Below are 23,789 nucleotides of genomic sequence, written 5' to 3' on the forward strand. Positions count from 1 at the left end.
GTGCAAACCGGCGGGCTTTTTGTTTTTTTTGGGCCTGAGCCTGGCCAGCATGGCGCTGCCTCAGATCTGGCAGTCTCGCTGGGAGGGGGCGGGGCGCGGCAACCGGGTGCGTCTGCTGATGGCCTCCGCCAGCCAGACCAGCAGCAGGATGGCCAGCATCAGGGTGGACGCCTGATCGTAACGGAACAGGCTCAGCGACACATAGAGCTGCTGCCCCAGCCCGCCTGCGCCCACCACCCCGAGGATGGTGGCGGCCCTCAGGTTCATCTCGCCGCGATAGAGGCTGTAGGCCAGCCACTGGCGTGACACCAGCGGGAACAGCCCATACCAGAAACTGGCCGTGGGGCCGGCGCCGTTCAACTGCAGGGCGAGGCGAGGGCTCTGATCCGCGTTTTCCAGCGTCTCCACGAACAACCGGGCCAGCACGCCCGTGGTGTGCAGGGTGAGCGCCAGTATGCCCGCCACCGGCCCCAGCCCGACCGCGATCACCAGCAGGCTGGCGAAGATGAGCTCAGGCACGGATCGCAGCAGGTTGAACAACAGCCGCAGCGGCCAGCAGTGGCGGGCGAGGCAGGCCAGCGGCAGCGCCAGCAGGGCGCTCAACAGGGTACTCAGCAGCGCCATCTGCACCGTATCGAGCAGGCCGGTGCCGACCGTCAGCAGGAAGGGGGGTGACCAGTCCGGTTGCAGAAACTCGCCGATGAACTGGCCCAGTCCGCCGAGGGAGAAGCTCAGCATGCGCCAGTCGAGCTGATGCAACGCCATGGCGCTGGCCAGTCCCAGGCAGGCCAGCAGTTGCAGGCCGGGGGAACGGGTGTGGCGCAGCCAGGCGCTGAGGCCATCCGCCAGGGTCACCAGCAGGATGAAGGCCAGCAGCAGGGTCACCACCTCGCCGCCGGCAAACATGCGCAACGAGAGTTCGAGCTGCTGGCCGAGCCCGCCGGCCCCGACGAAACCCATGATGACGGAGGCGCGCAGGGCACACTCCCAGCGATAGACGGTGTAGGAGAGCAGCTCTTGGCGCACCGCGGGCAACACGCCGTACCAGAGCGCCTGCAGCCGGCCGCTGCCGCCGAGCAGCAGGGCGCGGGCCGGTTGCAGGGCTCCGCTCTCCATGATCTCGTTGTAGACCTTGGCCAGCATGCCGCCGTAGCTGACGGCGATGGCCAGGATGGCGGCCAGCGGTCCGAGCCCGGAGAGGCGCACGAACAGCAGCGCCCAGATGAGCTCGGGCAGGCTGCGCAGCAGGATGGCGATGAGCCGGCTGAAGGCGCGCAAGGCGCCGCGCAGCGGGCTGGGGATGGGGCCCAGCTCGGCCAGCGACAGGGCGCGGGAGCCGAGCAGGGCGAACGGGATGCCGAGCAGCAGGGCGCCGGCCAACCCCAGGGTCGCCACGGCCAGACTCTCCAGGGTGGCGGTCAGGGTCAGGGCGAGAAAGTCCCGATCAAAACGGGGTGGCCAGCTGGTGGCGAGAAAATTGCCCATCTGCCGCCAGCTCTGGCCGTCGAACAGGCCGAGCCAGCCATCGGCTTGTTGCCACAGGCTGTAGCCGATCAGCAGCAACAGCCAGGGCAGGGGATGGCGCCAGCGGCCGATCAGTCGCTGCACGGCAGTGCCTCTTGCTCGCCGGCATAGAGGGCGGCCAGCATGGCCGGGGTGACGGCGGTGGCGGGGCAGTCGAACTGCACTCGCCCCTCGCGCAGGCCTATGATGCGGGGAAAGCGTTCGAGCGCCAGTTCGACCGCGTGCAGGCTGGCGATCAGGGTGCTGCCACGGGCGCGGGCCTGGGCCAGCAGGGCATCCAGGCTGCTCTGGGCGAGCACGGGATCGAGGGCGGAGACGGGTTCATCGGCGAGCATCAGCTCCGGCTGCTGATAGAGTACCCGGGCGATGCCGACCCGCTGCAACTGGCCGCCGGAGAGTTCGCCGCAGCGCTGCTGCCACTTGTCGGCGAGGCCGAGGCGGGCCAGTTCGGTTCGTGCGCCTTCGGGGTCACAGGGACGCAGCAGGGAGAGCAGGGCGCGGCCGAGGGACCACTGGCCGAGACGACCGGCCAGCACGGCGGTCAGCACCGGCTGGGAGGCGGGCAGCGGAGGCTGTTGCCAGACCATGCCGATCCGGCTGCGCAGCCGCTGGCGGGCCCGGGTGGAGAGGAACCAGGGGTCTTCCCCCCACAGGGAGAGGGTCAGCTCACCGCGCAGTTCGGTGCCGATCAGCCGCAGCAGGCTGGTCTTGCCCGCCCCGCTCGGCCCTATGATGGCGACACACTCTCCCGCCTCGATCTGCAGGCAAAGCGGATGCAGGATGCGATTCTCGCCGAGCCGCAGCCCTGCCCCGTCCAGCGCAACGGCGATCACTTCAGCAGACCAGCCTGGGTCGCGGCCGCTTCGATGCCCTGGTAGTTCTCTGGTTTGGTCTCGATGAAACGGCTGGCCCGTTGTAGCTTGAGGATCTCGGCCTGGGCCGGGACGGCAGGATCCAGGCTGAGGAAGGCCTGCTTGATCTTCTCCTGCAGGGCCGGGTCCAGGTCGCCGCGCACCGTCCAGTTGTAGTCAAAGTAGGTCGGCGTGGTCCAGATCACCTTGACCTTGGCGGTGTCGACCTTGCCCTCTTCCACCAGCTTGTCCCACACCGAGGCATTGAGCGCGCCGGCCGGTACCTTGCCGGAGGCAACCCAGGCGACGGTGGCATCGTGGGCGCCGGAGAAGGCGACGTGGGCGAAGTCACGCTCTGGATTGATGCCCTGTTCGGCCAGGAAGTGGCGCGGCATCAGGTGGCCCGAGGTGGAGGAGGGGGAACCGAAGGCGAAGTCCTTGCCTTTGGTGTCGGCCAGGGTCTTGATGCCGCCGTCGGCGTTGGCGATGAACTTGGAGGTGAACTGGGCGTCTTCCTGACGCTGTACCAGCGGCACCACCTTGTCGGCCCGGCGATGGGCCTGCACATAGGTGAAGCCCCCGAGCCAGGCCATGTCGAGCTTGCCGGCCGCCAGCGCCTCGACCACGGCGGCATAGTCATTGACCGGCACGAACACCACCTCGCGTCCGGTCTGTTCGGCCAGATACTCACCCAGCGGGGCAAACTTGCGCTGCAGTTCGGTGGGGGCCTCGTCCGGGATGGCGGAGACCCGCAACGGCTCGGCGGCGGTGGCGCTCAGGCTGGCCAGCAGGGTGGTGAGGGCAAATATCCATTTTGAGGTCATGGGCAGTTCCTTGTGGTCTGTCGTGCGGGCAAGAGAAAGGCCCGACACGAGTCGGACCTTTTCAGTGGGGTCATGGTAGGGGGCCACTGGCGCTCTGCGCAAGATGGGCCCCGCAAAAAGGCGCGTTACACCCCGATGTGGAAGGCCTGCTTGAGGTTGCGGATGAAGTCCGCATCCCGGCACAGGGTCTTGCCGGGGCTGTCGGAGATCTTGGCGACCGGACCGCCGTTGCACTCCATCAGCTTGAACACGATGTTCATCGGGCTCACGCCGGGCAGATCGCAGGTGAGTTTGGTGCCGATGCCGAAGCTGGTGTTGATGCGACCGCGGAAGTGGCGGAACAACTCGACCGCCTTGTCGAGGTTGAGGCCATCGGAGAACACCAGCGTCTTCTCGGTGGGGTCGATGCCGAGCCGCTGATAGTGGCTGATGGCCTTCTCGCCCCACACCACGGGATCGCCGGAGTCGTGGCGCAGCCCCTGATAGCGGCTGGCCAGCTCGAAGTCGAAGTCGCGCAAGAAGGCATCCATGGTGATGCAGTCGGTGAGCGCGATGCCGAGGTGATTGGTGAACTCATCCAGCCAGCTGGTGAGGGCGGCCCGCTGGCTGTGCTCGAGCGGGAAGCCGAGCTGCTGGTGGGCCTGGAACCACTCGTGGGCCTGGGTACCCACCGCCGGCAGGCCGTATTTCTGGGCCAGCAGGTAGTTGCTGGTGCCGCGAAACGCCGGCAGCCGCTCCTTGAGGCGACCCACCACCGCATCCTGCACCGCGAGGGAGAAGCGGCGCCGGGTGCCGAAGTCGATGAGGTTGAACTCGTTCATCTCTTCCCGGCTCAGCTCCCGCTCCAGCTTGTCGATCTTCTGATCGAGCCGCTCCAGCGCCTGAGTGAGGCCGAACTGGGGGTAGCGGAAGCGGTTGCGCATCTCGCTGATGATGGCGAGCACCGGGATCTCCCACAGGATCACGTCCTGCCAGGGGCCCTCGACCCGCACGTTGATGCGACCGTCCTGCTCGAACACCTTGAGCAGGGAGGCATCGAGCGGCTTGCGGCGCAGGTGGTCGAGGTAATCGGCGGTAAAGAAGGGGCGCTCGGCCAGGAAGTTGAGCTCGGGCCTGGTCAGCCGCAGAGAACCAGCGAGGTGCAGCTGCTCCTCGATCTGTCCCATCATGGGCAGCAGATCCTCTTCGTTGCGGCTGTGGAACTCGGCCACCACCTCGGCATCCGGATAGCGATGGAACACCGCCTGCTGCATGTGCAGCTTGTAAGCATCTGTATCGAGCAGGCTGTTGAGTATGGGTGGCATATCAGACTCCCCGCAGGCGGGTGAACGCAAGAGCACTCCCCCGCCGCTTTTGTAGATTGCAGACGCCGGTATCGGGCAGGCTGATGAGAATGAGGGGCATATCAGGCGTCCAGCAGGCGTTGTACATCGATCAGGCTCTGGGCGAGTTCGGCGCCGGCCTCGATCATCTGGGTGTGGGCGCTGGCAACCGTCTCGGGAGCGATGCCACGGCAGGCATCGAGATGGACGATCACCCGGAAACCGGCGCGGCGCAGCTGCAGCACGCTGGTCTTGACGCAGTAGTCGGTGGCGAGGCCGCCGGCCAGTACGGTAGTGACGCCGCGGGCTTGCAGAAACTCGATGAGTCCGGTGCTGCGGCGCTCGGCCAGATCGTGGAAGCAGGTGCCGTAGGGGTGCAGATCCGGCTCGACCCCCTTCCAGACGAAGAAGTCGTAATCGACCGGGGCTGGCAGGCCGTCGAGCAGTTCGAAACCGCGGGTACCCGGCACGCAGTGCACCGGCCAGGTGAGGTCGGCGTTGGGCAAGTCCAGCGGCAGCAACATGCCGGCGGGATCGCTGACGGCCCAGGCGGCGTTGGCGGGATGCGAATCCTTGCTGCCGATCCGCAGGCTGGCGAGGGTGGCCTGAGCGTTGAGCGCAGCCACAATATCATCCCCGCCCGCGACGGGCAGTTCGTTCGGGCAGAGGGGGGTAAAGCCCTTCTGCGCATCAATATCCAGGCTGGCGACGGTTCCCATTGAGTGGCTCCTGCACATACTATTCGTGTGATATTATCTACCAAACATTAATCGAAGGCGAGCAGGGCGATCGGCATGTTGAGAATGAGTCTGGATATGGTGGTGCTGCGGTTGAACGAGGAGCGGCTCGAGCTGCTGCTTGAGACCCGCGATCGCCCACCCTTTGCCCACTGCTGGCAACTGCCGGCGCTGCGCATCGACGAGACTCGGGATCGGGATCTGGACGCGGCTCGCCATCGCCTGCTGACCGAGTGGGGGCTGGGCCACTGCTACAGCGAGCAGGTCTGCACCCTCGGCAATCTGGAGCGGGATCCCCGTGGCTGGTCTACCACCCTGGTCTATCTCTGCCTGGTGGACTCCGAGGTCGAAGCCGTGCACGGCTGCTGGCACCCGCTCTGTGATCTGCCGGGGCTCAGCCTCGCCTTCGACCACACCCAGCTGATCGCCAGGGGGCTGGAGCGGCTGCGGATCAAGAGCCGCTACAGCACCTTGCCGCTGCAACTGCTGGGGGCCGAGTTCACCCTCTCCGAGGTGCAACGGGCTTTCGAAATCATCCTGCAGACGCCGATGAACACGGCGGCATTTCGCAAGCGGATCCACCGCGCCGGCATCCTGCTGGATACCGGTCGCAAGCGCACCGGCAAGCAGCGCCCCGCCATTCTCTACCGGATGGAGAGCCCCTGCTGCGTGATGTTCGATCAGGTGATGAACGGAGCGGAAGCATGAGTGGCGCAGGTGTGCACAAGGTATTGGTAAGCGCTTGCCTGCTGGGCCCATGTTCGTTGCGCTACGATGGCCCAGGTTTTAGCCAGCGGGGGAGCAAAGCATGAGTGAGACCAGCGTGCACAAGGTGCTGGTCAGCGCCTGTTTGCTGGGCCAGCCGGTGCGCTACGACGGCCAGAGCAAGGGGATCGTCAGCGACTGGCTGCGTGAGCTGGGGGCTGAAGGACGAGCGCTGGCGTTTTGCCCCGAGGTGGCGGGCGGCCTGCCGACCCCGCGCCCCCCTGCCGAACGGCAAGGCGAGCGGGTGCTGACCGAGGGTGGACTGGATGTGACGGCCGAGTTCGATCACGGCGCCCGGCTGGCACTGCAACTCTGTCAGGCTCAGGGCATTCGCTTCGCCCTGCTGAAGGAGGGGAGTCCCTCCTGCGGCAGCGACCGCATCTACAACGGCCGCTTCGAGGGTCTTTCTGTGGCGGGCGAGGGCATGACCACGGCCCTGCTGCGCCACCACGGCATCCGGGTATTCAGCGAGGATCAGCTGCCCGAGCTGGCCTCGGCGCTCGCCTTGGCTGCCTGCGGCTCAGCCTGAGCCGCCGCATCGGCTGCCTGCCACTGCGCCAGCACGGCGTCCTTCTCCTGCCAGCGCTGGTTCAGCCACTGCTGGAAGCCGCGTTTGAACTGCTTGTCGTTGAAGTAATCCCCCACCAGCTGCTCATCCACCGGCAGCTCCTCGATCCGTACCCGGATGCGCTTCATCCGCCCCATCAGGAAATCCTTGAAGGGGGTTTCAGGGTTGTCCGGGTAGCTGATGGTGACGTTGATCAGGCTGTCGAACTGCTCTCCCATGGCCGCCAGGGTGAAGGCCAGCCCTGCCGCCTTGGGCGACATCAGGTGCTGGTAACGGGAGCGGGAGGCGTCGCGTTTCGCCTCGGTGAAGCGGGTCCCCTCCACGAAATTGATGACGGTGGTGGGGATGTGGCGAAACTTCTCGCAGGCGTTGCGGGTGGTTTCGATGTCCTTGCCGCGCAGGTGCGGGTTCCTCAGCAAAAATTCCCGTGAGTAGCGACGCATAAAGGGCATGTCGAGCCCCCAGCAGGCCAGCCCCAGCAGCGGGATGTAGATGAGCTCGTGCTTCATGAAGAACTTGGGCACCGGTAGCCGGTCGCGAAACAGATGACCCAGCACCACGATATCGGTCCAGCTCATGTGGTTGCTGACGATCAGATACCAGCCATCCTTGCGCAGCCGGGTGTCATCCTCCACCTGCCAGTCGATGCGGGTGGTGAGGCGGATGACCAGGGCGTTGCAGGCCAGCCACAGGCGCATGAAACGGTTGTTGAGGCGACTGCAGGCACGGCCAAAGGCCGGGATCGGCAGCAGCAGCTTGGCCAGTGACACCAGCAGGATCAGGCTGGCGCACAGGGCGGTAAACAGTATGGTCAGGCCGGCGCTGATGAGCAGCACCAGCGGACCCGGGAGCAGGGTTAGCATGGCGTCGTTGAGGGCGTCTTGTCCGCCAGCAGCTGATCCAGGGTCTGGTCTTTCTCGTGCCAGATCCCGTTCAGCCACTGTTGAAACTCTTGTTGGAACTCGGGGTCATTGAAGTAATCCCCCACCAGATTGCGTTCGATCGGCAAAAAGCGGACTCGAACCTTGATCTCCTTGACCCGACCGCACATGAAGTCCCAGTAACTGGGGATGCCGTCCGGATAGGCAATGGTCACATCCACCAGCTTGTGCAGCTGATCACCCATGGCCGCCAGGGTGAAGGCGATGCCGCCAGCCCGCGGGTGCAGCAGGTGGCGATAGGGTGCTGCCTGTTTGTCGTGTTTGCGGGCGGTGAAGCGGGTGCCCTCCACGAAGTTCATCACACTCACCGGAATATGGCGGAACTTGGCACAGGCCTGGCGCGTGGTCTCTATGTCTTTTCCCTTCAAATGCGGCTTCTTTTCCAGCAACTTGCGCGAATATCGCCGCATGAAGGGGAAATCCAGCGCCCACCAGGCCAGGCCGAGAAAAGGTACCCAAATCAGTTCTTTCTTGAGGAAAAACTTCAGGAAGGGGATTTTTTGATTAAAAATCCGCTGCAGTACCAGTATGTCGACCCAGGATTGATGGTTGGCAATCACCATATACCACTCATTCCGGCGCCCTTTGTCCACTCCGACCACATCGAAAGGGGTTCTGATGATGGTTTTCTGGATCAGGTTGTTGAAACCGATCCAGCAGCCGGCACTGCCATCCAGCAGCGCGTTGCAGAGGGTGCGCCAGCCCTTGAGGGGCAGCAACAGCTTGAGCAGGCCCAGCGTGAGGATGGGGATAAACCAGAACAGGGTGTTGAAAAAATAGAGCAGGGTCGAGAGGCTGCCACGCAGTCGCTCAATCAGCTTGTTGGGCATGGGTCGGGTCCGTCTTGCTGTCGATAAGGGGCCATCAAGTGGTCAGATCTGTGGGCATAATATCAGCCGACGGCCCGCGAGACCATGCGAGGGGCCATCGTGGTCGCTTCCTGCCCCGTATCAGCCGCTGCGCAGCCGTGACAGCAGCCGGTCCATGGCCCGGTAGCCGAGCGCCTCGATCAGGTGCTCCTTGCCGATGGCGGGTTGTCCGGCCAGATCGGCTATGGTGCGCGACACCCGCAGGATGCGGTGCCAGGCCCGGATGCTGAGCCCCAGCTTCTGGATGGCGTTCTCCAGAAACTCGGCATCCTGTGACGACAAGCGGCAAATTCCTTCGATTTCACGGCTATCAAGCAGGTTGTTGAGTTTGCCGTTGCGGCTCAGCATGCGCTCCCGCGCCCCCAGCACCCGTTCTCGGATCTGCTGGCTCGACTCCCCCCGCTCCGCCTTGCCGGTCAGGCTGCCCTTGGGCAGCAGTGGCACCTCTACCGTCAGGTCGAAGCGGTCGAGAAAGGGGCCGGAGAGCTTGCTGAGGTAGCGCAGGATCTGATCCGGGCTGGAGCGGGTCTGGCCATCGCCATAGTGGCCGCAAGGGCTGGGGTTCATGGCGCCGACCAGCTGGAAGCGGGCGGGGAAATCCACCTGGCGGGCGGCCCGGCTGATGGTGATGTGGCCGGTCTCCAGCGGCTCGCGCAGGGAGTCGAGCACCTTGCGCTCGAACTCGGGCAGTTCATCCAGAAACAGCACCCCGTTGTGGGCCAACGAAATTTCACCGGGCCGCGGGTGACTGCCACCTCCCACCAGCGCCACCGCCGAGGCGCTGTGGTGCGGCGTTCGATAGGGCCTGTGATGCCAGTGACCGGCGCGCGGGGTGAGGCCGCCGATGGAGTGAATGGCGGCGGTCTGCTGTGCCTCCTGTTCGCTGAGCGGTGGCAAGATGCCGGGCAAGCGGCTGGCCAGCATGCTCTTGCCGGTGCCTGGCGGGCCGATGAACAGCAGGTTGTGGCTGCCGGCGGCGGCGATCTCCAGCGCCCGCTTGGCCTGGGACTGGCCGATCACGTCCTGCAGGTCCGGCACATCGGGCAGGGCATCCGTGGTCTGGGGATCCGGCAGCGGCAGCTCGTACTGGCCTGCCAGCCAGGCGGTAACGGCCAGCAGCTGATGGGCGGTACGCACCTCGGCATCCTGGATTAGCGAGGCCTCGGGGCCGTTTTCTCGTGGTACCAGCAGGGTGCGACCCGCATCGCGGCAGGCGAGCACGGCGGGCAGCACGCCGAGCACGGGACGGATCTCGCCGGTCAGGGCCAGTTCACCTAAAAATTCGTGATCGAGCAGGTATTTTGCGGGTATTTGCTTGGAAGCTGCGAGAATGCCGATGGCGATGGCCAGATCGAAGCGGCCCCCCTCCTTGGGCAGATCGGCGGGGGCCAGATTGACCGTGATGTGTTTGCTCGGGAACTCGAAATTGCCGTTGAGCAGGGCGCTGCGCACCCGATCCCGCGACTCCTTCACCGAGGTTTCCGGCAGGCCCACCATGTTGAAGGCGGGCAAACCGTTGGAGAGGTGCACCTCCACCGTCACTTGCGGGGCCGCGACACCCAAGCTGGCACGGCTATAAACCACAGCTAATGACATAAATCCCGTCCTTGGTTTGATATATGTGCTGGTTAACCGTTTTTTATTAGTTTTTTGTTCCAATCGACGCGTTCGGACTCAGTCAAAATCAGAGTCTTGTCAGGCAAAAAACGCTTGCCCAATAAAAGTCACCGTGCTAGTTCTAATAGCCATTCGCGGTAAAAACCGCCCAATTTCACAGGATTTCCGGTTGTAACTATGAACATGGCCTCCCGTTTCGTCAGCATTATTGTGGTCCTAGTGGTGATTATTATCTCACCGCTCGGGGCTCGTTTAGCTGCACGGAACAAGGGATAGACCCACCACCGGACAGAACGAAACAAGCGACCCCCGAGCCTCACAGCTCGGGGGTTTTTTTTCGACCACAGGACAGGATTTTCCAGATGAACGGCGCGCAGTTTTTGGTACAGGCTCTCAAGCAACAGGGTGTGACTCAGGTGTTTGGTTACCCGGGCGGGGCCATCATGCCGGTCTACGATGCCCTGTATGACGGTGGCCTAGCCCATCAGCTCTGCCGCCACGAGCAGGGGGCTGCCATGGCGGCGGTGGGTTATGCCCGTGCTTCCGGTCAGGTGGGGGTCTGCATCGCCACCTCCGGCCCCGGCGCCACCAACCTGGTGACAGGCCTCGCGGAGGCGCTGCTCGATTCGGTGCCGCTGGTGGCCATCAGCGGTCAGGTGCCGTGTGCCGCCGTCGGGACCGATGCCTTTCAGGAGGTCGACGTGCTCGGCATGTCCCTCTCCTGCACCAAGCACTCCTTCATGGTGACGGATGTGGCCGATCTGCCGCAGGTGATCGCCGAAGCCTTCGCCATCGCCAGTGAGGGGCGCCCGGGCCCGGTGCTGATCGACCTACCCAAGGATGTGCAACTGGCCAAGGTGCCAACCCAGAGCCCGCTGTTTGCGGTGGCTGAGCCCGAGCATCTGAGCCAGGCCGAACTGATGGCCGCCCGCACCTTGCTGGCCGCCGCCGAGCGCCCGGTGCTCTACGTCGGTGGCGGGGTGGGCATGGCCAATGCAGAGCAGCAGCTGCGCGAGTTTGCCGCCGCAACCGGCATGCCGGCGGTCACCACCCTCAAGGGGATAGGGGCGCTGGATCCCGACAGCCCCGTTTATCTCGGTATGCTCGGCATGCACGGCACCAAGGCTGCCAACTATGCGGTACAGCAGTGCGACCTGCTGCTGGTGGTGGGTGCTCGTTTCGATGATCGGGTGACCGGCAAGCTGGAGGAGTTCGCCCCCGAAGCCAAGGTGATCCACCTTGATGTGGACGCCGCCGAGTTCGGCAAGCGCCGCGCCGCCGAGGTGGGTATCACCCAGGATCTCAAACAGGTGCTGCCGCGCCTCGCCATGTCCCTCTCCATCGACCCCTGGCGTGAGCATTGCGCGAACATGGCCCGCGAGTACGCATTTCGCTACGACCATCCCGGCCAGCCCATCTATGCCCCGGCGCTGCTCAAGCAGCTCTCCGCCAGGTTGCCGGAGAGCAGCGTGGTGGCCTGCGACGTGGGTCAGCACCAGATGTGGGTGGCCCAGCACATGCGCTTCACCAGCCCGCGCAACCACCTCTCCAGCGCCGGTCTCGGCACCATGGGCTTCGGCCTGCCGGCCGCCATCGGCGCCAAGATGTCGCGTCCGGAGGATGAAGTGGTGCTGGTGAGCGGTGACGGCTCCTTCATGATGAACGTGCAGGAGCTCGGCACCATCCGCCGGGCCCAGCTCAAGGTGAAGATGGTGCTGCTGGACAACCAGCGCCTCGGCATGGTGCGTCAGTGGCAGGAGCTGTTCTTCGACGGCCGCTACAGCGAGACCATCCTCTCCGACAACCCCGATTTCATCGCCCTGGCTGCCGCCTTCGGCATCCCCGGCGAAACCATCACATGCAAGGATCAGATAGCCGGCGCCCTCGATCGCCTGCTGGCAAGCGAGAGTGCCTACCTGCTGCATGTGGCCATTTCAGAGGAAGAAAACGTCTGGCCCCTGGTTCCGCCAGGAGTCGCCAACCACCAGATGATGGAGCAACGCCCATGAGTCAGTTCAATACCTTGCAAATCCATGCCCAGCCCAGACCCGAAGTGATGGAGCGGGTGCTGCGGGTGGTTCGTCACCGCGGTTTCAACCTCTGCGCCCTCAACATGGAGCAGGATTGCCAACAGCTGCGGATCACGGTTACTGTCGAGTCGGTGCGTCCCATCCAGCAGTTGTGGAGCCAGCTGGTGAAGCTGGTGGACGTTTCCCGGGTCGATGCACTGGAACAGCAACCCCGGATCAGAGCTTAAGGAGCCAAGCCAATGTCACAGCCTTCCCAATCCGCCACCCACCCGCAATACATCTGGTTCAACGGCACACTGGTGCCCTGGCAGGATGCCCAGGTGCACGTGATGAGCCACGCCCTGCACTATGGCTCCTCGGTGTTCGAAGGGGTGCGCGCCTACGATACCCCCAAGGGCACCTGCATCTTCCGTCTGCAGGAGCATACCCGCCGCCTGTTCGACTCCGCCAAGATCTACTGGATGGACGTCCCCTACAGCGAGGCCGACGTGAATGAAGCCTGCCGCACCGTGGTGCGCGAGAACGGCCTGAAGAGCGGCTATCTGCGCCCGCTGGCCTTTGTCGGCAACGTGGGGCTGGGGCTGCATCCGCCGCTGGATGCCAAGGCCGACCTGATGGTAGCTGCCCTGCCGTGGGGCGCCTATCTGGGGGAAGAGGGGCTGAAAAACGGGGTGGATGTCTGTGTCACCTCCTGGAACCGGCTCGCACCCAACACCATTCCCACCGGCGCCAAGGCCGGCGGCAACTATTTGTCCTCCCAACTGATCAGCCGCGAGGCCAAGCGCAACGGCTTCGCCGAGGGGCTGGCGCTGGATGTGAACGGCTACCTGAGCGAAGGGGCGGGGGAGAACCTGTTCCTGGTGAAGAACGGTGTGCTGTTCACCCCGCCCGCTACCGCCGCCATCCTGCCCGGTATCACCCGCGACACCATCATGACGCTGGCCCGCGACTTGGGTTATGAGGTGCGCGAGCAGGCGCTGCCCCGCGAGGCCCTGTATGTCGCAGACGAAATCTTCATGACCGGCACGGCGGCCGAGGTGACCCCGGTGCGCTCCGTCGATCGGATGAAGGTGGGCGCTGGCTGCCGCGGCCCGGTGACCGAGCAACTGCAAAACGCCTTCTTCGGCCTGTTCAACGGTCAGACCGAAGACAAGTGGGGCTGGCTGACGCCAGTCAACGACTGATGAGAGAGGGGAGGCATCATGCCTCCCCTAGTCGCTTCCGGTCAGGGCACTGCGCTGCGCCCTCACCAGGATCGATTCCCGATCCGAGAGTCACTTTTTCATTTCCAAAGATAATGAGCCCGCTGGGCATTCAGGGAGTAGAGACATGCCGAAGTTGAGATCCGCCACCACCACCCACGGACGTAACATGGCCGGGGCCCGCGCCCTGTGGCGCGCCACCGGAATGACCGATCAGGATTTCGGCAAGCCCATCATCGCCGTGGTCAACTCCTTCACCCAGTTCGTACCGGGCCACGTCCACCTCAAGGATCTGGGCCAGCTGGTGGCCCGCGAAATCGAAGCCGCTGGCGGCGTCGCCAAGGAGTTCAACACCATCGCCGTGGATGACGGCATCGCCATGGGCCACGGCGGCATGCTCTACTCCCTGCCGTCGCGCGAGCTGATCGCCGACTCGGTGGAGTACATGGTCAACGCCCACTGCGCCGACGCCATGGTCTGCATCTCCAACTGCGACAAGATCACCCCGGGGATGCTGATGGCCGCCCTGCGCATCAACATCCCGGTGATCTTCGTCTCCGGCGGCCCGATGGAAGCGGGCAAGACCAAGCTCTCCGACCAGATCATCAAGCTGGATCTGGTGGACGCCATGATCCAGGGCGCCGATCCCAAGGTCTCCGACGCCCAGAGCGAACAGGTGGAGCGCAGTGCCTGCCCCACCTGCGGCTCCTGCTCCGGCATGTTTACCGCCAACTCCATGAACTGCCTGACCGAGGCGCTGGGTCTTTCCCAGCCGGGCAACGGCTCGCTGCTGGCGACCCACAGCGACCGCGAACAGCTGTTCAAGCTGGCGGGCCAGCGCATCGTGACCCTGGCCAAACGCTGGTATGAGCAGGACGATGCCTCGGCACTGCCGCGCAACATCGCCACCAAGGCGGCGTTCGAGAACGCCATGGCGCTCGACATCGCCATGGGCGGCTCCACCAATACCGTGCTGCACCTGCTGGCGGCGGCCCAGGAGGCGGGCGTCGACTTCACCATGGCCGACATCGACCGCATGTCGCGCAAGGTGCCCCAGCTGTGCAAGGTGGCGCCCTCCACCCAGAAATACCACATGGAAGATGTGCACCGTGCCGGCGGCGTGGTCGCCATTCTGGGCCAGCTGGAAAAAGCGGGTCTGGTGCACGGGGATACCCGCAACGTGCTGGGGACCTCGCTGGTGGAGCTGCTGGCCGAATACGACGTCAGCCGCCAGCCCAGTCAGGAGGTGGTGGACTTCTATCGCGCCGGCCCGGCCGGGATCCGCACCACCAAGGCGTTCAGCCAGGATTGCCGCTGGCCGGAGCTGGATCTGGACCGCGCCGAAGGCTGCATTCGCTCGCTGGACAACGCCTACAGCCTAGAAGGGGGCCTGGCCGTGCTCGCCGGCAACCTGGCGCTGAACGGTGCCATCGTCAAGACCGCCGGGGTGGATGAGGAGAACCTCACCTTCCGTGGCCCGGCCCGGGTATTCGAGAGCCAGGACACGGCGGTTGCCGGCATTCTGGACGGCACCGTCAAGGCCGGTGAAGTGGTGGTGATCCGCTACGAAGGCCCGAAAGGGGGCCCAGGCATGCAGGAGATGCTCTACCCCACCACTTATCTCAAGTCCATGGGGCTCGGCAAGGCGTGCGCCCTGATCACCGACGGTCGCTTCTCCGGCGGTACCTCGGGCCTCTCCATCGGCCACGTCTCGCCGGAGGCGGCCTCCGGCGGCACTATCGGTCTGGTGGAGGATGGCGACATCATCAACATCGACATTCCGGCCCGCAGCATGGTGCTGGAGGTGGCCGACAGCGTGCTGGCCGCCCGCCGCGTTGCCGTCGAGGCCCGTGGCTGGAAGCCGCTCGATCGCCAGCGTCAGGTCTCCTTTGCCCTGCGCGCCTACGCCATGTTCGCCACCAGCGCCGATAAAGGTGCGGTGCGCGATCGTTCGATGCTGGGGGAATAAAAATGAATGCCAATATGAAATATGAGCAATCGCCCCGGTTGGTCGGTCTTTGCGCCGACAAAGGGTTGGTGTGGCGCAATCGCTCGATGCTGGGGGAATAAACCATGGTCTCTGCGGCTGATTATCTACGCAAGGTGCTGCTCTCCCCCGTCTACGAGGCGGCACGGGTCACCCCCCTGCAAACCCTGAAGAAACTCTCCGAGCGGCTCGGCAATCACGTCAGCCTGAAGCGGGAGGACCTGCAACCGGTTCACTCCTTCAAGCTGCGCGGCGCCTACCACAAGATTGCCACCCTGACCGAGGAGCAGAAGGAGCGCGGCGTCATCGCCGCCTCCGCCGGCAACCACGCCCAGGGGGTTGCCCTGTCGGCCGCCAAGCTCGGCATCAAGGCGATCATCGTGATGCCCAAGACCACGCCGGACATCAAGATCGACGCGGTGCGCCGGCAGGGCGGCAACGTCATGCTGTTTGGCAACAGCTTCGATGAGGCGTACGGCGAGAGCCGCCGTCTCGCTGAATTGGAAGGCTACACCCTGATCCCGCCGTTTGACGACGTCGAGGTGATCGCCGGGCAGGGCACCATCGGCAAGGAGCTGCTGGAGCAGGATACCCACCTCACCCACGTGTTCGTGCCGGTGGGTGGCGGCGGACTGGCCGCCGGGGTGGCGGTCTACATCAAGCAGCTGCTGCCGGATGTGAAGGTGATCGGGGTGGAGGCGGAGGGCTCCGCCTGCCTCAAGGCCGCGCTGGCAGCGGGCGAGCCGGTCAATCTGGAGCGGGTCTCCCTGTTTGCGGACGGGGTGGCGGTCAAGCGCATTGGCGAGGAGACCTTCCGGCTGTGCAACCAGTATCTGGACGAGGTGGTGACCGTCTCCAATGACCAGATCTGCGCCGCGCTCAAGGACATCTTCGACGACTGCCGCGCCATTGCCGAGCCGTCGGGGGCCCTGTCGCTGGCCGGCCTCAAGTCCTACAGCGAGCGGGAGCAGGTCAAGGGGGGGCGGATGGCGGCCATTTTGTCCGGCGCCAACGTGAACTTCCACAGCCTGCGCTACGTGTCGGAGCGCTGCGAGATTGGCGAGAAGCGCGAGGGCATGCTGGCGGTGACCATCCCCGAGCGCAAGGGGGCCTTCCTCGACTTCTGCCGTCAGCTCGGGCCGCGCATGGTGACCGAGTTCAACTACCGCTATGCGGATGCCGAGCAGGCGTCGCTGTTTGTCTCGGTGCGCCTCACCGGCGGTGACGAGGAGCTGGGCCAGATCATCGATCAGCTCGGCGGCAACGGCTATCCGGTGGTCAACATGACCGAGAGCGAGCTGGCCAAGAACCACGTGCGTTACATGATTGGCGGCCGCCCGGCCCGGCCCCTCGGTGAACGTCTCTACAGCTTCAAGTTTCCGGAGCAGCCTGGCGCCCTGATGCGCTTTCTGGAGACCCTCGGCTGTCGCTGGAACATCAGCCTGTTCCACTACCGCAACCACGGTGCCGACTATGGCCGGGTGCTCTGTGCGTTTGAGCTGCCGGACGAGGACGTGGCGGCTTTTCACGACTACCTGCACGAAATTGGCTACGGCTGGAAAGAGGTGAGCGACGATCCCGCCTACCGGCTGTTTCTGGCCAGTTAGGCGCGCTGCAAGCAGCAAGAGGGGGGCCATCGGCCTCCCTTTTTCATGGCGCTGGCCGGCACATCCGCGGATACCCCCTGCATGGGGCGTTTTCCTGCCGGGAATGCCGGGCGCTTCACACTCTTGAGTCCCAAGTCATTTGAGGCTGGCAACAGATGGGATAACCTGATGGACGGGGCCGGGTTTGCCCCATCAGGGAAGAGAGGCGCAAGAGCGCCCATCACGACTCATTGCAGAGGCTTTCACCATGAACAAATCGATACTTGCCGTGCTGGTCAGCGGCCTGCTCGTCAGCGGGGCCGTGCAGGCTGCCGCTCAGGACAACACCTGGTACGTCGGCGGCAAGGCCGGCTGGTCCAAGTTCTTCGACGTGGATCAGAAGCAGGTCGTCTCCGACACCCTGGGGGCGCTGCAGAACACCAGCACTAGCAAGGATACGCTCGGGCTGGGCGCCTTTGCCGGCTATCAGCTCAACCCCAACCTGGGCTTCGAATTCGGTTATGACTGGTTCGGCAAGTACACCTCGTCCGGCGAATTGAGCGGGGTGAGGGTGGAAGGGGAAGCCAAGAGCCAGATGATCCAGACCACCATGAAGATAGGGTTCCCGGTCAACGATGCGCTGGATCTCTATGGCCGGATCGGCGGCGGCTACGCCTGGACCAACAGCGAACTGTCGGCCCAGACGGCCACCGACTTCATCAAGGATACCGGCAACAAGCATGGCGCCGTGTTCGTCGGGGCGCTGGGGGCTGAATACGCCATCGACCGTGACTGGGCTGCCCGCCTCGAATACCAGTACACCACCCCGCTCGGGGATACCTCCCTCGATCGTGCCGGCATCGAGATGGACAACGGCATGCTGGCGTTTGCCATGCTCTATCGCTTCGGCCAGCAGGGCGGTGAAGTGGCGGCGCCCGCACCGGCCCCTGCTGCGGCGCCTGCTCCCGCCGTGGTGGTGGTGCCCAAGACCTTCAGCCTGAGCTCGGACGTGTTGTTCGAGTTCAACAAGGCGACCCTGAAGCCGGCTGCCAGCCAGGCGCTCGACAACCTGTTCAGCCAGATAGTGGCGGCCAATCCGAAAGACGGGGTGGCGACCGTGATCGGCCACACCGATCGCATCGGCTCCGACGCCTACAACCAGGCGCTCTCCGAGCAGCGCGCCCGCAGCGTCGCCGACTACCTGATCGCCAAGGGATTGTTTGCCGACAAGGTGCGGGTCGAGGGACGCGGCAAGTCCTCCCCGATCACCGGCAACAACTGCAGCAGCGGCTCCAAACCGGCGCTGATTGCCTGTCTGGCACCGGATCGGCGGGTGGAAGTGCGGCTGGAAGGGGTCTCCCAACCGGCGCAATAACTACGGTGACAACATGAACGACAAGGGAGGCTCAGGCCTCCCTTTTCATTGCCGCCAGCGGGAGCGGTTATGTACAGAGGCCGATGCCGCAGCCCCCTGATATAGCCAATCGGTGTTAAGCCCCCCTCGGCAACTGGTCGATAACTGACCAGATGTATGGCGCCGAGGGCGAAGATATGCGCATCGATCACTACGACCTCCAGGGGGAGGTGCAATACCAGCAGCAACAGGCGCAGTCCCGCAAGGTGCGCCGGCTCGGCCCCGTGCCGGCTGCCAGCCAGGCGCAGTCCCCTGCCACGGCGCCTGCGGACTCGACGCCAGCGGCTGGCGGTGGCAGCCAGCTCACCTTCACCCGCAGCAGCCTGCTGACGCTGCAGATGGCCAGCCGCACTGCTGCCGGCCCGGTGCCAGCCGCCCCCACACCGGCACCTGCCAAGCCTGCCGAGACCGGCAAGGGCGAACAGGATGGCATTCCCAACGACGGGCTCGACAACCGCCAGCGGCTCATCAAGCTGATGATCGAGGCGATGTTGGGTCACGAGATAGAGTTGCCGGACCCGATCAAACCGGCCGACCAGAGCGCGGAGGGAGTCCCCGCGCCGACGGGTGAGGGGACCCAGCCCGCCGCCGAGCCGGATCAGCTGGTGGAGGTGACCGACAGCCTGCTGCAAAAAGAGCAGCTCAACGTGGTGGCGGCGGCAAACGTGCAGACCCAGGATGGCCAGACCCTGCAGCTGGATCTGGGTTTTGTGCTGGACTGGCGCCAGCTCGACATCAGCCAGCGCCGCACCACCCTCAATGCCCTCAAGGATCCGCTGGTGCTCAGCCTGGACGGCAAGATAGCCGGCCTGACCGACGCCCGGGTCAATTTCGACATCGATCAGGATGGCAAGGTGGACAGCCTGCCCGGCCTCGGCGAGGGGAGCGGCTTCGTGGCGCTGGATCGCAACGGCAACGGCACCATAGATGACGGCGGCGAGCTGTTCGGGGCCCGCTCCGGCAATGGCTTCGGCGAGCTGGCGACCCTGGATGAGGATGGCAACGGGGTGCTGGACGAGCGGGACAGCCAGTTCTCGGCGCTGCAGTTCTGGCAGCCGGAACAGTCCCCCATCGCCCTGGTGGAGCTGGGGATCGGCGCCATCCTGCTGCATCCCCTCGACACCCCCTTCAACCATCTGGGGGAAAACGGCAATCAGGGGGTGCTGCGCCAGTCCGGTCTCTATGTGACCGAGCAGGGCAAGGGAGGCTGGGTGCAGCAGGTCGATCTGCGAGTCTGAACCCTGCACCCGCATGGCAAACCCGGTCGCTGACGCCGCGCGCCAGCGACCGCTTCACCGTCAGCGACCAGAATCCGACTCAGTTCAGCTCGGTGGGGTCGATATCGAGACTCCAGCGTACCCGCTTGGTCTCGGGCCACCCCTCCAGTTCCTTCACCGCCCAATCCAGCAGTTGGGCCAGTGGCGCCCGGTTCGGCCCCTGCACCAGCAACTGCATGCGGAACTTGCCCGCCTTGCGCTCCATGAAGCCGCTGATGGGCCCCAGTACCTGAACATGGGGATAGCGGGCGCTGCGCAGGGTATCGGCGAGACGGCTGAGGAACAGTTGCACCTCGTCGCGACCGTTGGCCTCGGCCCGAAACAGCCCCTGGTAGCTGAACGGCGGCAGTCCCAGCAGGCGACGCTCTTTCAGCGCCGTGTCGGCGAAGTGGCCATAGCCGTTCTGGGTCAGATCCTGCAGCAGAGCGTGTTCGGGATGGTGGCTCTGCAGCACCACCAGCCCCGGCTTGCTGGCGCGGCCGGCGCGGCCCGCCACCTGGGTGTAGAGCTGTGCCAGCTTCTCGGCGGCGCGAAAATCGGCGCTGAACAGGGCGCCATCCACATCCAGCAGTCCAACTAATGTGACATCCGGGAAGTGGTGGCCCTTGGCCAGCATCTGGGTGCCGATCAGGATCTTGTACTTGCCTGCCTTGATGTCGCCGAGGTGGGTCTCCAGCTCCCCCTTGCGCCGGGTGTTGTCCCGATCGATGCGCACCACCGGATATTGCGGGAACACGGTACTGAGCAGCTGCTCCAGCTGTTCGGTGCCGACCCCGGATCCGATCAGATCAACGCTGCCACACTCGGGGCAGTGGTGGGGCAGCGGACGCACGCTGTCGCAGTGGTGGCAGTGCAGCCGTCGCCCGGCCTGATGCCAGGTGTACCAGGCGTCACAGCGCTCGCAGGCGGCGCTCCAGCCGCACTGGTGGCAAATCAGAGCCGGAGCATAGCCACGGCGGTTGAGAAACAGCATCACCTGGTTGCCCGCCGCCAGATGTTCCGCCATCAGCTGTTCCAGCTGGGGGGAGAGCCCGGCCTGCAGCCGCACGTTCTTGATATCCAGGATCACCTGGCGGGCGGTCTGGGCATTGCCGGCGCGGCGAGTGAGAGTGAGGTGGTGATACTTGCCGCTGCGGGCGTTGTGCAATGTCTCCAGCGACGGGGTGGCCGAGCCAAGCAAAATGGGGATGCCGGCGCGATGGGCCCGCATCACCGCCAGATCCCGCGCATGGTAGCGAAAGCCGTCCTGCTGCTTGAAGGAGCCGTCGTGCTCCTCGTCGATGATGATGATGCCGAGGTTGTGAAACGGGGTGAACACCGCGGAGCGGGTGCCGATCAGGATGGCGGCGCCGCCATCGCGGCAGGCGAGCCAGGCGTCGAGCCGCTCCCGATCGTTCATGGCGGAGTTCATCGCCACCACCGGCACGTTGAAGCGGCGCCGGAAGCGGTTGATGGTCTGCGGAGTGAGGCCGATCTCGGGTACCATCACCAGTGCCTGCTTGCCCGCCTTGAGCAGGGGCTCGAGGATGCTCAGGTAAACCTCGGTCTTGCCGGAGCCGGTGATGCCATCCAGCAGGAAGGCGCCAAACTGGTCGCTCTGGCTGGTGATGGCGGAGACCGCCAGCGCCTGTTCGCCGTTGAGGCGCAGCCCCTCGCCCGGCTCGAAGCGAGCGACCCAGTCGCCGTCATGGCTCGGCTCCAGCGAACGCTTCTCCAGCAGCCCCTTCTTCTCCAGGGCGGTGAGGGCTGCACTCTGGATCTCCTCCTGCTTGAGGGCGGAGGGGGTCTGTGGCCCCTTGCGCAGCAAGGCGAGCGCCTGCTGCTGCTTGGCCGCCCGCTTGAGCTCGTTGAGATCGACCGCCATGCCGGCCTCGGTGGCGAACCAGAACTCCAGCTCGCGATAGGCGGCGGGCTCCCCCTTGCGCACCAGCACCGGCAGGGCGTGGGGCAGCACTTCCCCCAACGGATGCTGGTAGTAGCTGGCGCTCCAGTTCATCAACGCCAGAATGTCGGGCCCCAGCACGGGGGCGCCATCAAGCACGCGTTTGATCGGCTTGAGCTTGTTGCGCGGCACCTGGCTGTCGGCCGGGTGATCCACCACCAGCCCGACCAGGGTTTGCGGGCCGAACGGGATCTCGACCCGGCAGCCGGGGGCAGGCAAAGGCAGGGGGGAGAGATAGTCGAAGTGACGGCGTAACGGCACCGGCACAGCCACACGAACCAGATCCAGCGTTTGGGAAGAATTCACCAGAGATTGCCTATTTTTTCTGCGAAGCCACTTGCCTGAACTCAGGCATTTCCTATATTATTCGCAGCCTTTGAAACTGTGTTCAACAATCGTGTGGTGTCCGACAGAAGATCGGATAGCGACACGGCCTGATAATTGAGGTTGTCCATGAAAGCTGGTATCCATCCTGACTACGTAGCCATCACCGCCAAGTGCTCTTGCGGTAACGTCATCAACACCTTCTCTACCCTGGGTAAAGATCTGAACCTGGACGTGTGCTCCGAGTGCCACCCGTTCTATACCGGCAAGCAGAAAGAAGTTTCTAGCGGCGGCCGCGTAGACAAGTTCAACAAGCGTTTCGGTGCGATGACCACCAAGAAGTAATTCTACTTCTGAAGAATTCTGAAAAAGGCGCCCAATGGGCGCCTTTTTTATTGGTCGGCGTTCTGTAACGGCCCGCTTTGCCCTATGGTGGGACTCTCCTTTCTCCCTTCGTGGGAGCAGGCGTGGGAGCAGGGGCGAAGATGAGGGGCGGTAACATGGGCAAGACAGGGAGTGGGCAGATGCGTGATTGTCTGGTGATGGGGGCGGCGGGCTACATAGGTTCTTACCTGGTGCCCCATCTGCAAGAACTGGGTTATCGGGTGATTGCCGGGGCGCGGCGCCCTTGCCGTCTGCCGCCCGGAGTGGAGTTTCGCCTTGCCGACAGCCTCAAGCCGATCACCCTGCTGCCCGCCCTGGCCGGCATCGATACCGTCTTCTATCTGGTGCACGCCATGGGGGCGGGGGCCGACTTTCACCGGCTGGAGCAGCAGGGGGTGAAGAACTTCGCCGCCGCAGCCCGCGCCGCCGGGGTGCGCCGCATCATCTATCTGGGCGCGATCCAGCCGACGCAGTGCAACAGCCGTCACCTCAACTCCCGCCGTTATTGCGGCGAGCTGTTTCGGGGCGCCGGTGTGCCGACGGTGGAGCTGCGCGCCGGCATCATAGTGGGGCCCGGCTCCGCGGCGTTTGAGGTGATGCGGGATCTGGTGTTCAACCTGCCGATGATGGTGACGCCCAAGTGGGTGCGCTCGCGTACGCCGCCCATTGCGCTCTCCAACCTGCTGCACTATCTGGGCGGACTGGTGGAGGCTGAAGGGGTGGACGGCCAGATCTTCAACGCCGCCGGTCCCGAGCTGCTCAGCTATCAGCAGCAGTTGCAGAAGTTCGCCGCCCACATCGGCAAGCGCTGCCCCATCATCCCGCTGCCGTTTCTCAGCCCGCGCCTCTCCGCCTGGTGGCTGCAGTTTGTCACCTCGGTGCCGCAGCCGGTGGCCAAGGCGCTGGTGGGCGGCCTCAAGCACGACATCCCGGCCGATGACGGCCCACTGCGGGCCCTGCTGCCGCAAACCCTGCTCAGCTTCGACGAGGCGCTGGCCGAGAGCCTCTCTCTGGAGCAGCGGCTGGGGGCCGAGCAGCAGGGGGAGGAGACCCCGCTCGGCCTGCGCTGGCGCCACCCCGAGTACGGCTTCTATGACCGCACTGCCAGCGGCGATGCCATCTGCCTCGCCTCGCCCGAGGTGGTGTGGCAGGTACTGCAACAGCTGGGGGGCGAGCAGCGCTACTTCTACATGAACCAGCTGTGGGTGGTGCGGGAGTGGATGGATCACCTGATCGGCGGCCCGGCGCTGACTCGCGGCCGCACCAACCCGGATCGCTTCGTGAAGGGGGACATGCTGGACTCCTGGCAGATCCTCGGGGTGGACGAGGGGCGCAGGCTGGATCTGCTGTTCAACATGCGGGCCCCCGGCGTTGGCCGGCTGGAGTTCAACATACTGCCGGAGGAGTCGGGGCTGACCCGGCTCAAGGTAACGGCCCACTGGCATCCACAGGGGGCCTGGGGGCTGGCCTACTGGCTCGCCATGCTGCCGTTCCACCTCTTCATCTTCCAGGGCATGACGGAGGCGATCGCCAGACAGGCAGAGGCGAAAGCCGGCATTCCGGTGATGGGGTGAAACCATATCTATAACTAAATGGGTATTCGTGGTTGGCATGACATGCTAATT

General features: G+C 64.8%; 20 protein-coding genes. 11 read left to right on the forward strand and 9 right to left on the reverse strand.

The window, feature by feature from the left end; all coding sequences use genetic code 11:
* Nucleotides 1-60 precede the first annotated feature (60 nt).
* The 5 genes from phnE to R2E40_RS00620 form a co-directional block, all read right to left on the reverse strand.
* Nucleotides 61-1,599 carry a phosphonate ABC transporter, permease protein PhnE gene (gene phnE, locus R2E40_RS00600; protein ID WP_318165524.1) on the reverse strand — a complete coding sequence of 513 codons (1,539 nt, stop codon included), beginning with the start codon at nucleotides 1,597-1,599 and terminating at the stop codon, nucleotides 61-63.
* Nucleotides 1,596-2,357, reverse strand: a complete 762-nt coding sequence (locus tag R2E40_RS00605; RefSeq protein ID WP_318164509.1) for a phosphonate ABC transporter ATP-binding protein — start codon at nucleotides 2,355-2,357, stop codon at nucleotides 1,596-1,598. The genes phnE and R2E40_RS00605 overlap by 4 nt, the downstream gene beginning before the upstream one ends.
* Complete coding sequence (locus R2E40_RS00610; protein ID WP_318164510.1) at nucleotides 2,354-3,199, reverse strand: putative selenate ABC transporter substrate-binding protein; 846 nt, start codon at nucleotides 3,197-3,199, stop codon at nucleotides 2,354-2,356. The genes R2E40_RS00605 and R2E40_RS00610 overlap by 4 nt, the downstream gene beginning before the upstream one ends.
* 125 nt (nucleotides 3,200-3,324) lie before the next feature.
* Complete coding sequence (pncB, locus tag R2E40_RS00615; protein WP_318164511.1) at nucleotides 3,325-4,503, reverse strand: nicotinate phosphoribosyltransferase; 1,179 nt, start codon at nucleotides 4,501-4,503, stop codon at nucleotides 3,325-3,327.
* Between the two features lie 101 nt (nucleotides 4,504-4,604).
* A complete protein-coding gene (locus R2E40_RS00620; RefSeq protein ID WP_045788782.1) occupies nucleotides 4,605-5,240 on the reverse strand; it encodes a nicotinamidase in 636 nt (211 codons plus the stop codon).
* A gap of 75 nt (nucleotides 5,241-5,315) precedes the next feature.
* On the opposite strand from R2E40_RS00620, the gene R2E40_RS00625 reads away from it, so the two are divergent.
* Nucleotides 5,316-5,966 (forward strand): NUDIX hydrolase, encoded by a 651-nt coding sequence (locus R2E40_RS00625; protein WP_011707866.1) that lies wholly within the window; start codon nucleotides 5,316-5,318, stop codon nucleotides 5,964-5,966.
* A 100-nt stretch (nucleotides 5,967-6,066) separates the two neighbouring features.
* The gene (locus tag R2E40_RS00630) at nucleotides 6,067-6,552 is read left to right on the forward strand and encodes a DUF523 domain-containing protein (protein WP_318164512.1); all 486 of its coding nucleotides are present in this window, start codon (nucleotides 6,067-6,069) and stop codon (nucleotides 6,550-6,552) included.
* Here the strand turns inward: R2E40_RS00630 and R2E40_RS00635 are convergent.
* From R2E40_RS00635 to R2E40_RS00645, 3 genes are all read right to left on the reverse strand, one after another.
* Nucleotides 6,498-7,454, reverse strand: coding sequence for an acyltransferase (locus R2E40_RS00635; protein ID WP_016352357.1), 957 nt, complete (start codon nucleotides 7,452-7,454; stop codon nucleotides 6,498-6,500). The genes R2E40_RS00630 and R2E40_RS00635 overlap by 55 nt on opposite strands.
* Complete coding sequence (locus R2E40_RS00640) at nucleotides 7,448-8,362, reverse strand: acyltransferase (RefSeq protein WP_318164513.1); 915 nt, start codon at nucleotides 8,360-8,362, stop codon at nucleotides 7,448-7,450. Before R2E40_RS00640 ends, R2E40_RS00635 begins: the two co-directional genes overlap by 7 nt.
* A gap of 120 nt (nucleotides 8,363-8,482) precedes the next feature.
* Nucleotides 8,483-9,997, reverse strand: coding sequence for a YifB family Mg chelatase-like AAA ATPase (locus tag R2E40_RS00645; RefSeq protein ID WP_318164514.1), 1,515 nt, complete (start codon nucleotides 9,995-9,997; stop codon nucleotides 8,483-8,485).
* Between the two features lie 383 nt (nucleotides 9,998-10,380).
* Here R2E40_RS00645 and ilvG point away from each other — a divergent pair, with 383 nt between their 5' ends.
* From ilvG to R2E40_RS00680, 7 genes are all read left to right on the forward strand, one after another.
* On the forward strand, nucleotides 10,381-12,027 hold the full coding sequence (ilvG, locus tag R2E40_RS00650; RefSeq protein ID WP_318164515.1) for an acetolactate synthase 2 catalytic subunit: 1,647 nt from the start codon (nucleotides 10,381-10,383) through the stop codon (nucleotides 12,025-12,027).
* Nucleotides 12,024-12,275, forward strand: a complete 252-nt coding sequence (gene ilvM / locus R2E40_RS00655) for an acetolactate synthase 2 small subunit (protein ID WP_005306810.1) — start codon at nucleotides 12,024-12,026, stop codon at nucleotides 12,273-12,275. Before ilvG ends, ilvM begins: the two co-directional genes overlap by 4 nt.
* A gap of 12 nt (nucleotides 12,276-12,287) precedes the next feature.
* The gene (locus tag R2E40_RS00660; RefSeq protein ID WP_011707859.1) at nucleotides 12,288-13,232 is read left to right on the forward strand and encodes a branched-chain amino acid transaminase; all 945 of its coding nucleotides are present in this window, start codon (nucleotides 12,288-12,290) and stop codon (nucleotides 13,230-13,232) included.
* Between the two features lie 145 nt (nucleotides 13,233-13,377).
* Nucleotides 13,378-15,219, forward strand: a complete 1,842-nt coding sequence (ilvD, locus tag R2E40_RS00665) for a dihydroxy-acid dehydratase (RefSeq protein ID WP_024945527.1) — start codon at nucleotides 13,378-13,380, stop codon at nucleotides 15,217-15,219.
* Nucleotides 15,220-15,323: 104 nt separating this feature from the next.
* Nucleotides 15,324-16,844, forward strand: coding sequence for a threonine ammonia-lyase, biosynthetic (ilvA, locus tag R2E40_RS00670; RefSeq protein WP_318164516.1), 1,521 nt, complete (start codon nucleotides 15,324-15,326; stop codon nucleotides 16,842-16,844).
* A gap of 247 nt (nucleotides 16,845-17,091) precedes the next feature.
* Complete coding sequence (gene ompA, locus R2E40_RS00675) at nucleotides 17,092-18,198, forward strand: porin OmpA (protein ID WP_085734452.1); 1,107 nt, start codon at nucleotides 17,092-17,094, stop codon at nucleotides 18,196-18,198.
* 152 nt (nucleotides 18,199-18,350) lie between these two features.
* Nucleotides 18,351-19,475, forward strand: a complete 1,125-nt coding sequence (locus tag R2E40_RS00680; RefSeq protein ID WP_318164517.1) for a hypothetical protein — start codon at nucleotides 18,351-18,353, stop codon at nucleotides 19,473-19,475.
* Nucleotides 19,476-19,554: 79 nt separating this feature from the next.
* On the opposite strand, the gene priA is transcribed toward R2E40_RS00680, so the two are convergent.
* Nucleotides 19,555-21,762, reverse strand: a complete 2,208-nt coding sequence (gene priA, locus R2E40_RS00685) for a primosomal protein N' (protein WP_318164518.1) — start codon at nucleotides 21,760-21,762, stop codon at nucleotides 19,555-19,557.
* A gap of 147 nt (nucleotides 21,763-21,909) precedes the next feature.
* Between priA and rpmE the strand changes: the two genes are divergently transcribed.
* Nucleotides 21,910-22,125 carry a 50S ribosomal protein L31 gene (rpmE, locus tag R2E40_RS00690; RefSeq protein WP_016352348.1) on the forward strand — a complete coding sequence of 72 codons (216 nt, stop codon included), beginning with the start codon at nucleotides 21,910-21,912 and terminating at the stop codon, nucleotides 22,123-22,125.
* A gap of 179 nt (nucleotides 22,126-22,304) precedes the next feature.
* Nucleotides 22,305-23,738 (forward strand): DUF2867 domain-containing protein, encoded by a 1,434-nt coding sequence (locus tag R2E40_RS00695; protein ID WP_282467026.1) that lies wholly within the window; start codon nucleotides 22,305-22,307, stop codon nucleotides 23,736-23,738.
* Nucleotides 23,739-23,789 lie beyond the last annotated feature (51 nt).

This window comes from Aeromonas sp. CD, assembly GCF_033349375.1.
In the GTDB taxonomy this organism is placed as follows: Bacteria; Pseudomonadota; Gammaproteobacteria; order Enterobacterales; family Aeromonadaceae; genus Aeromonas; species Aeromonas hydrophila.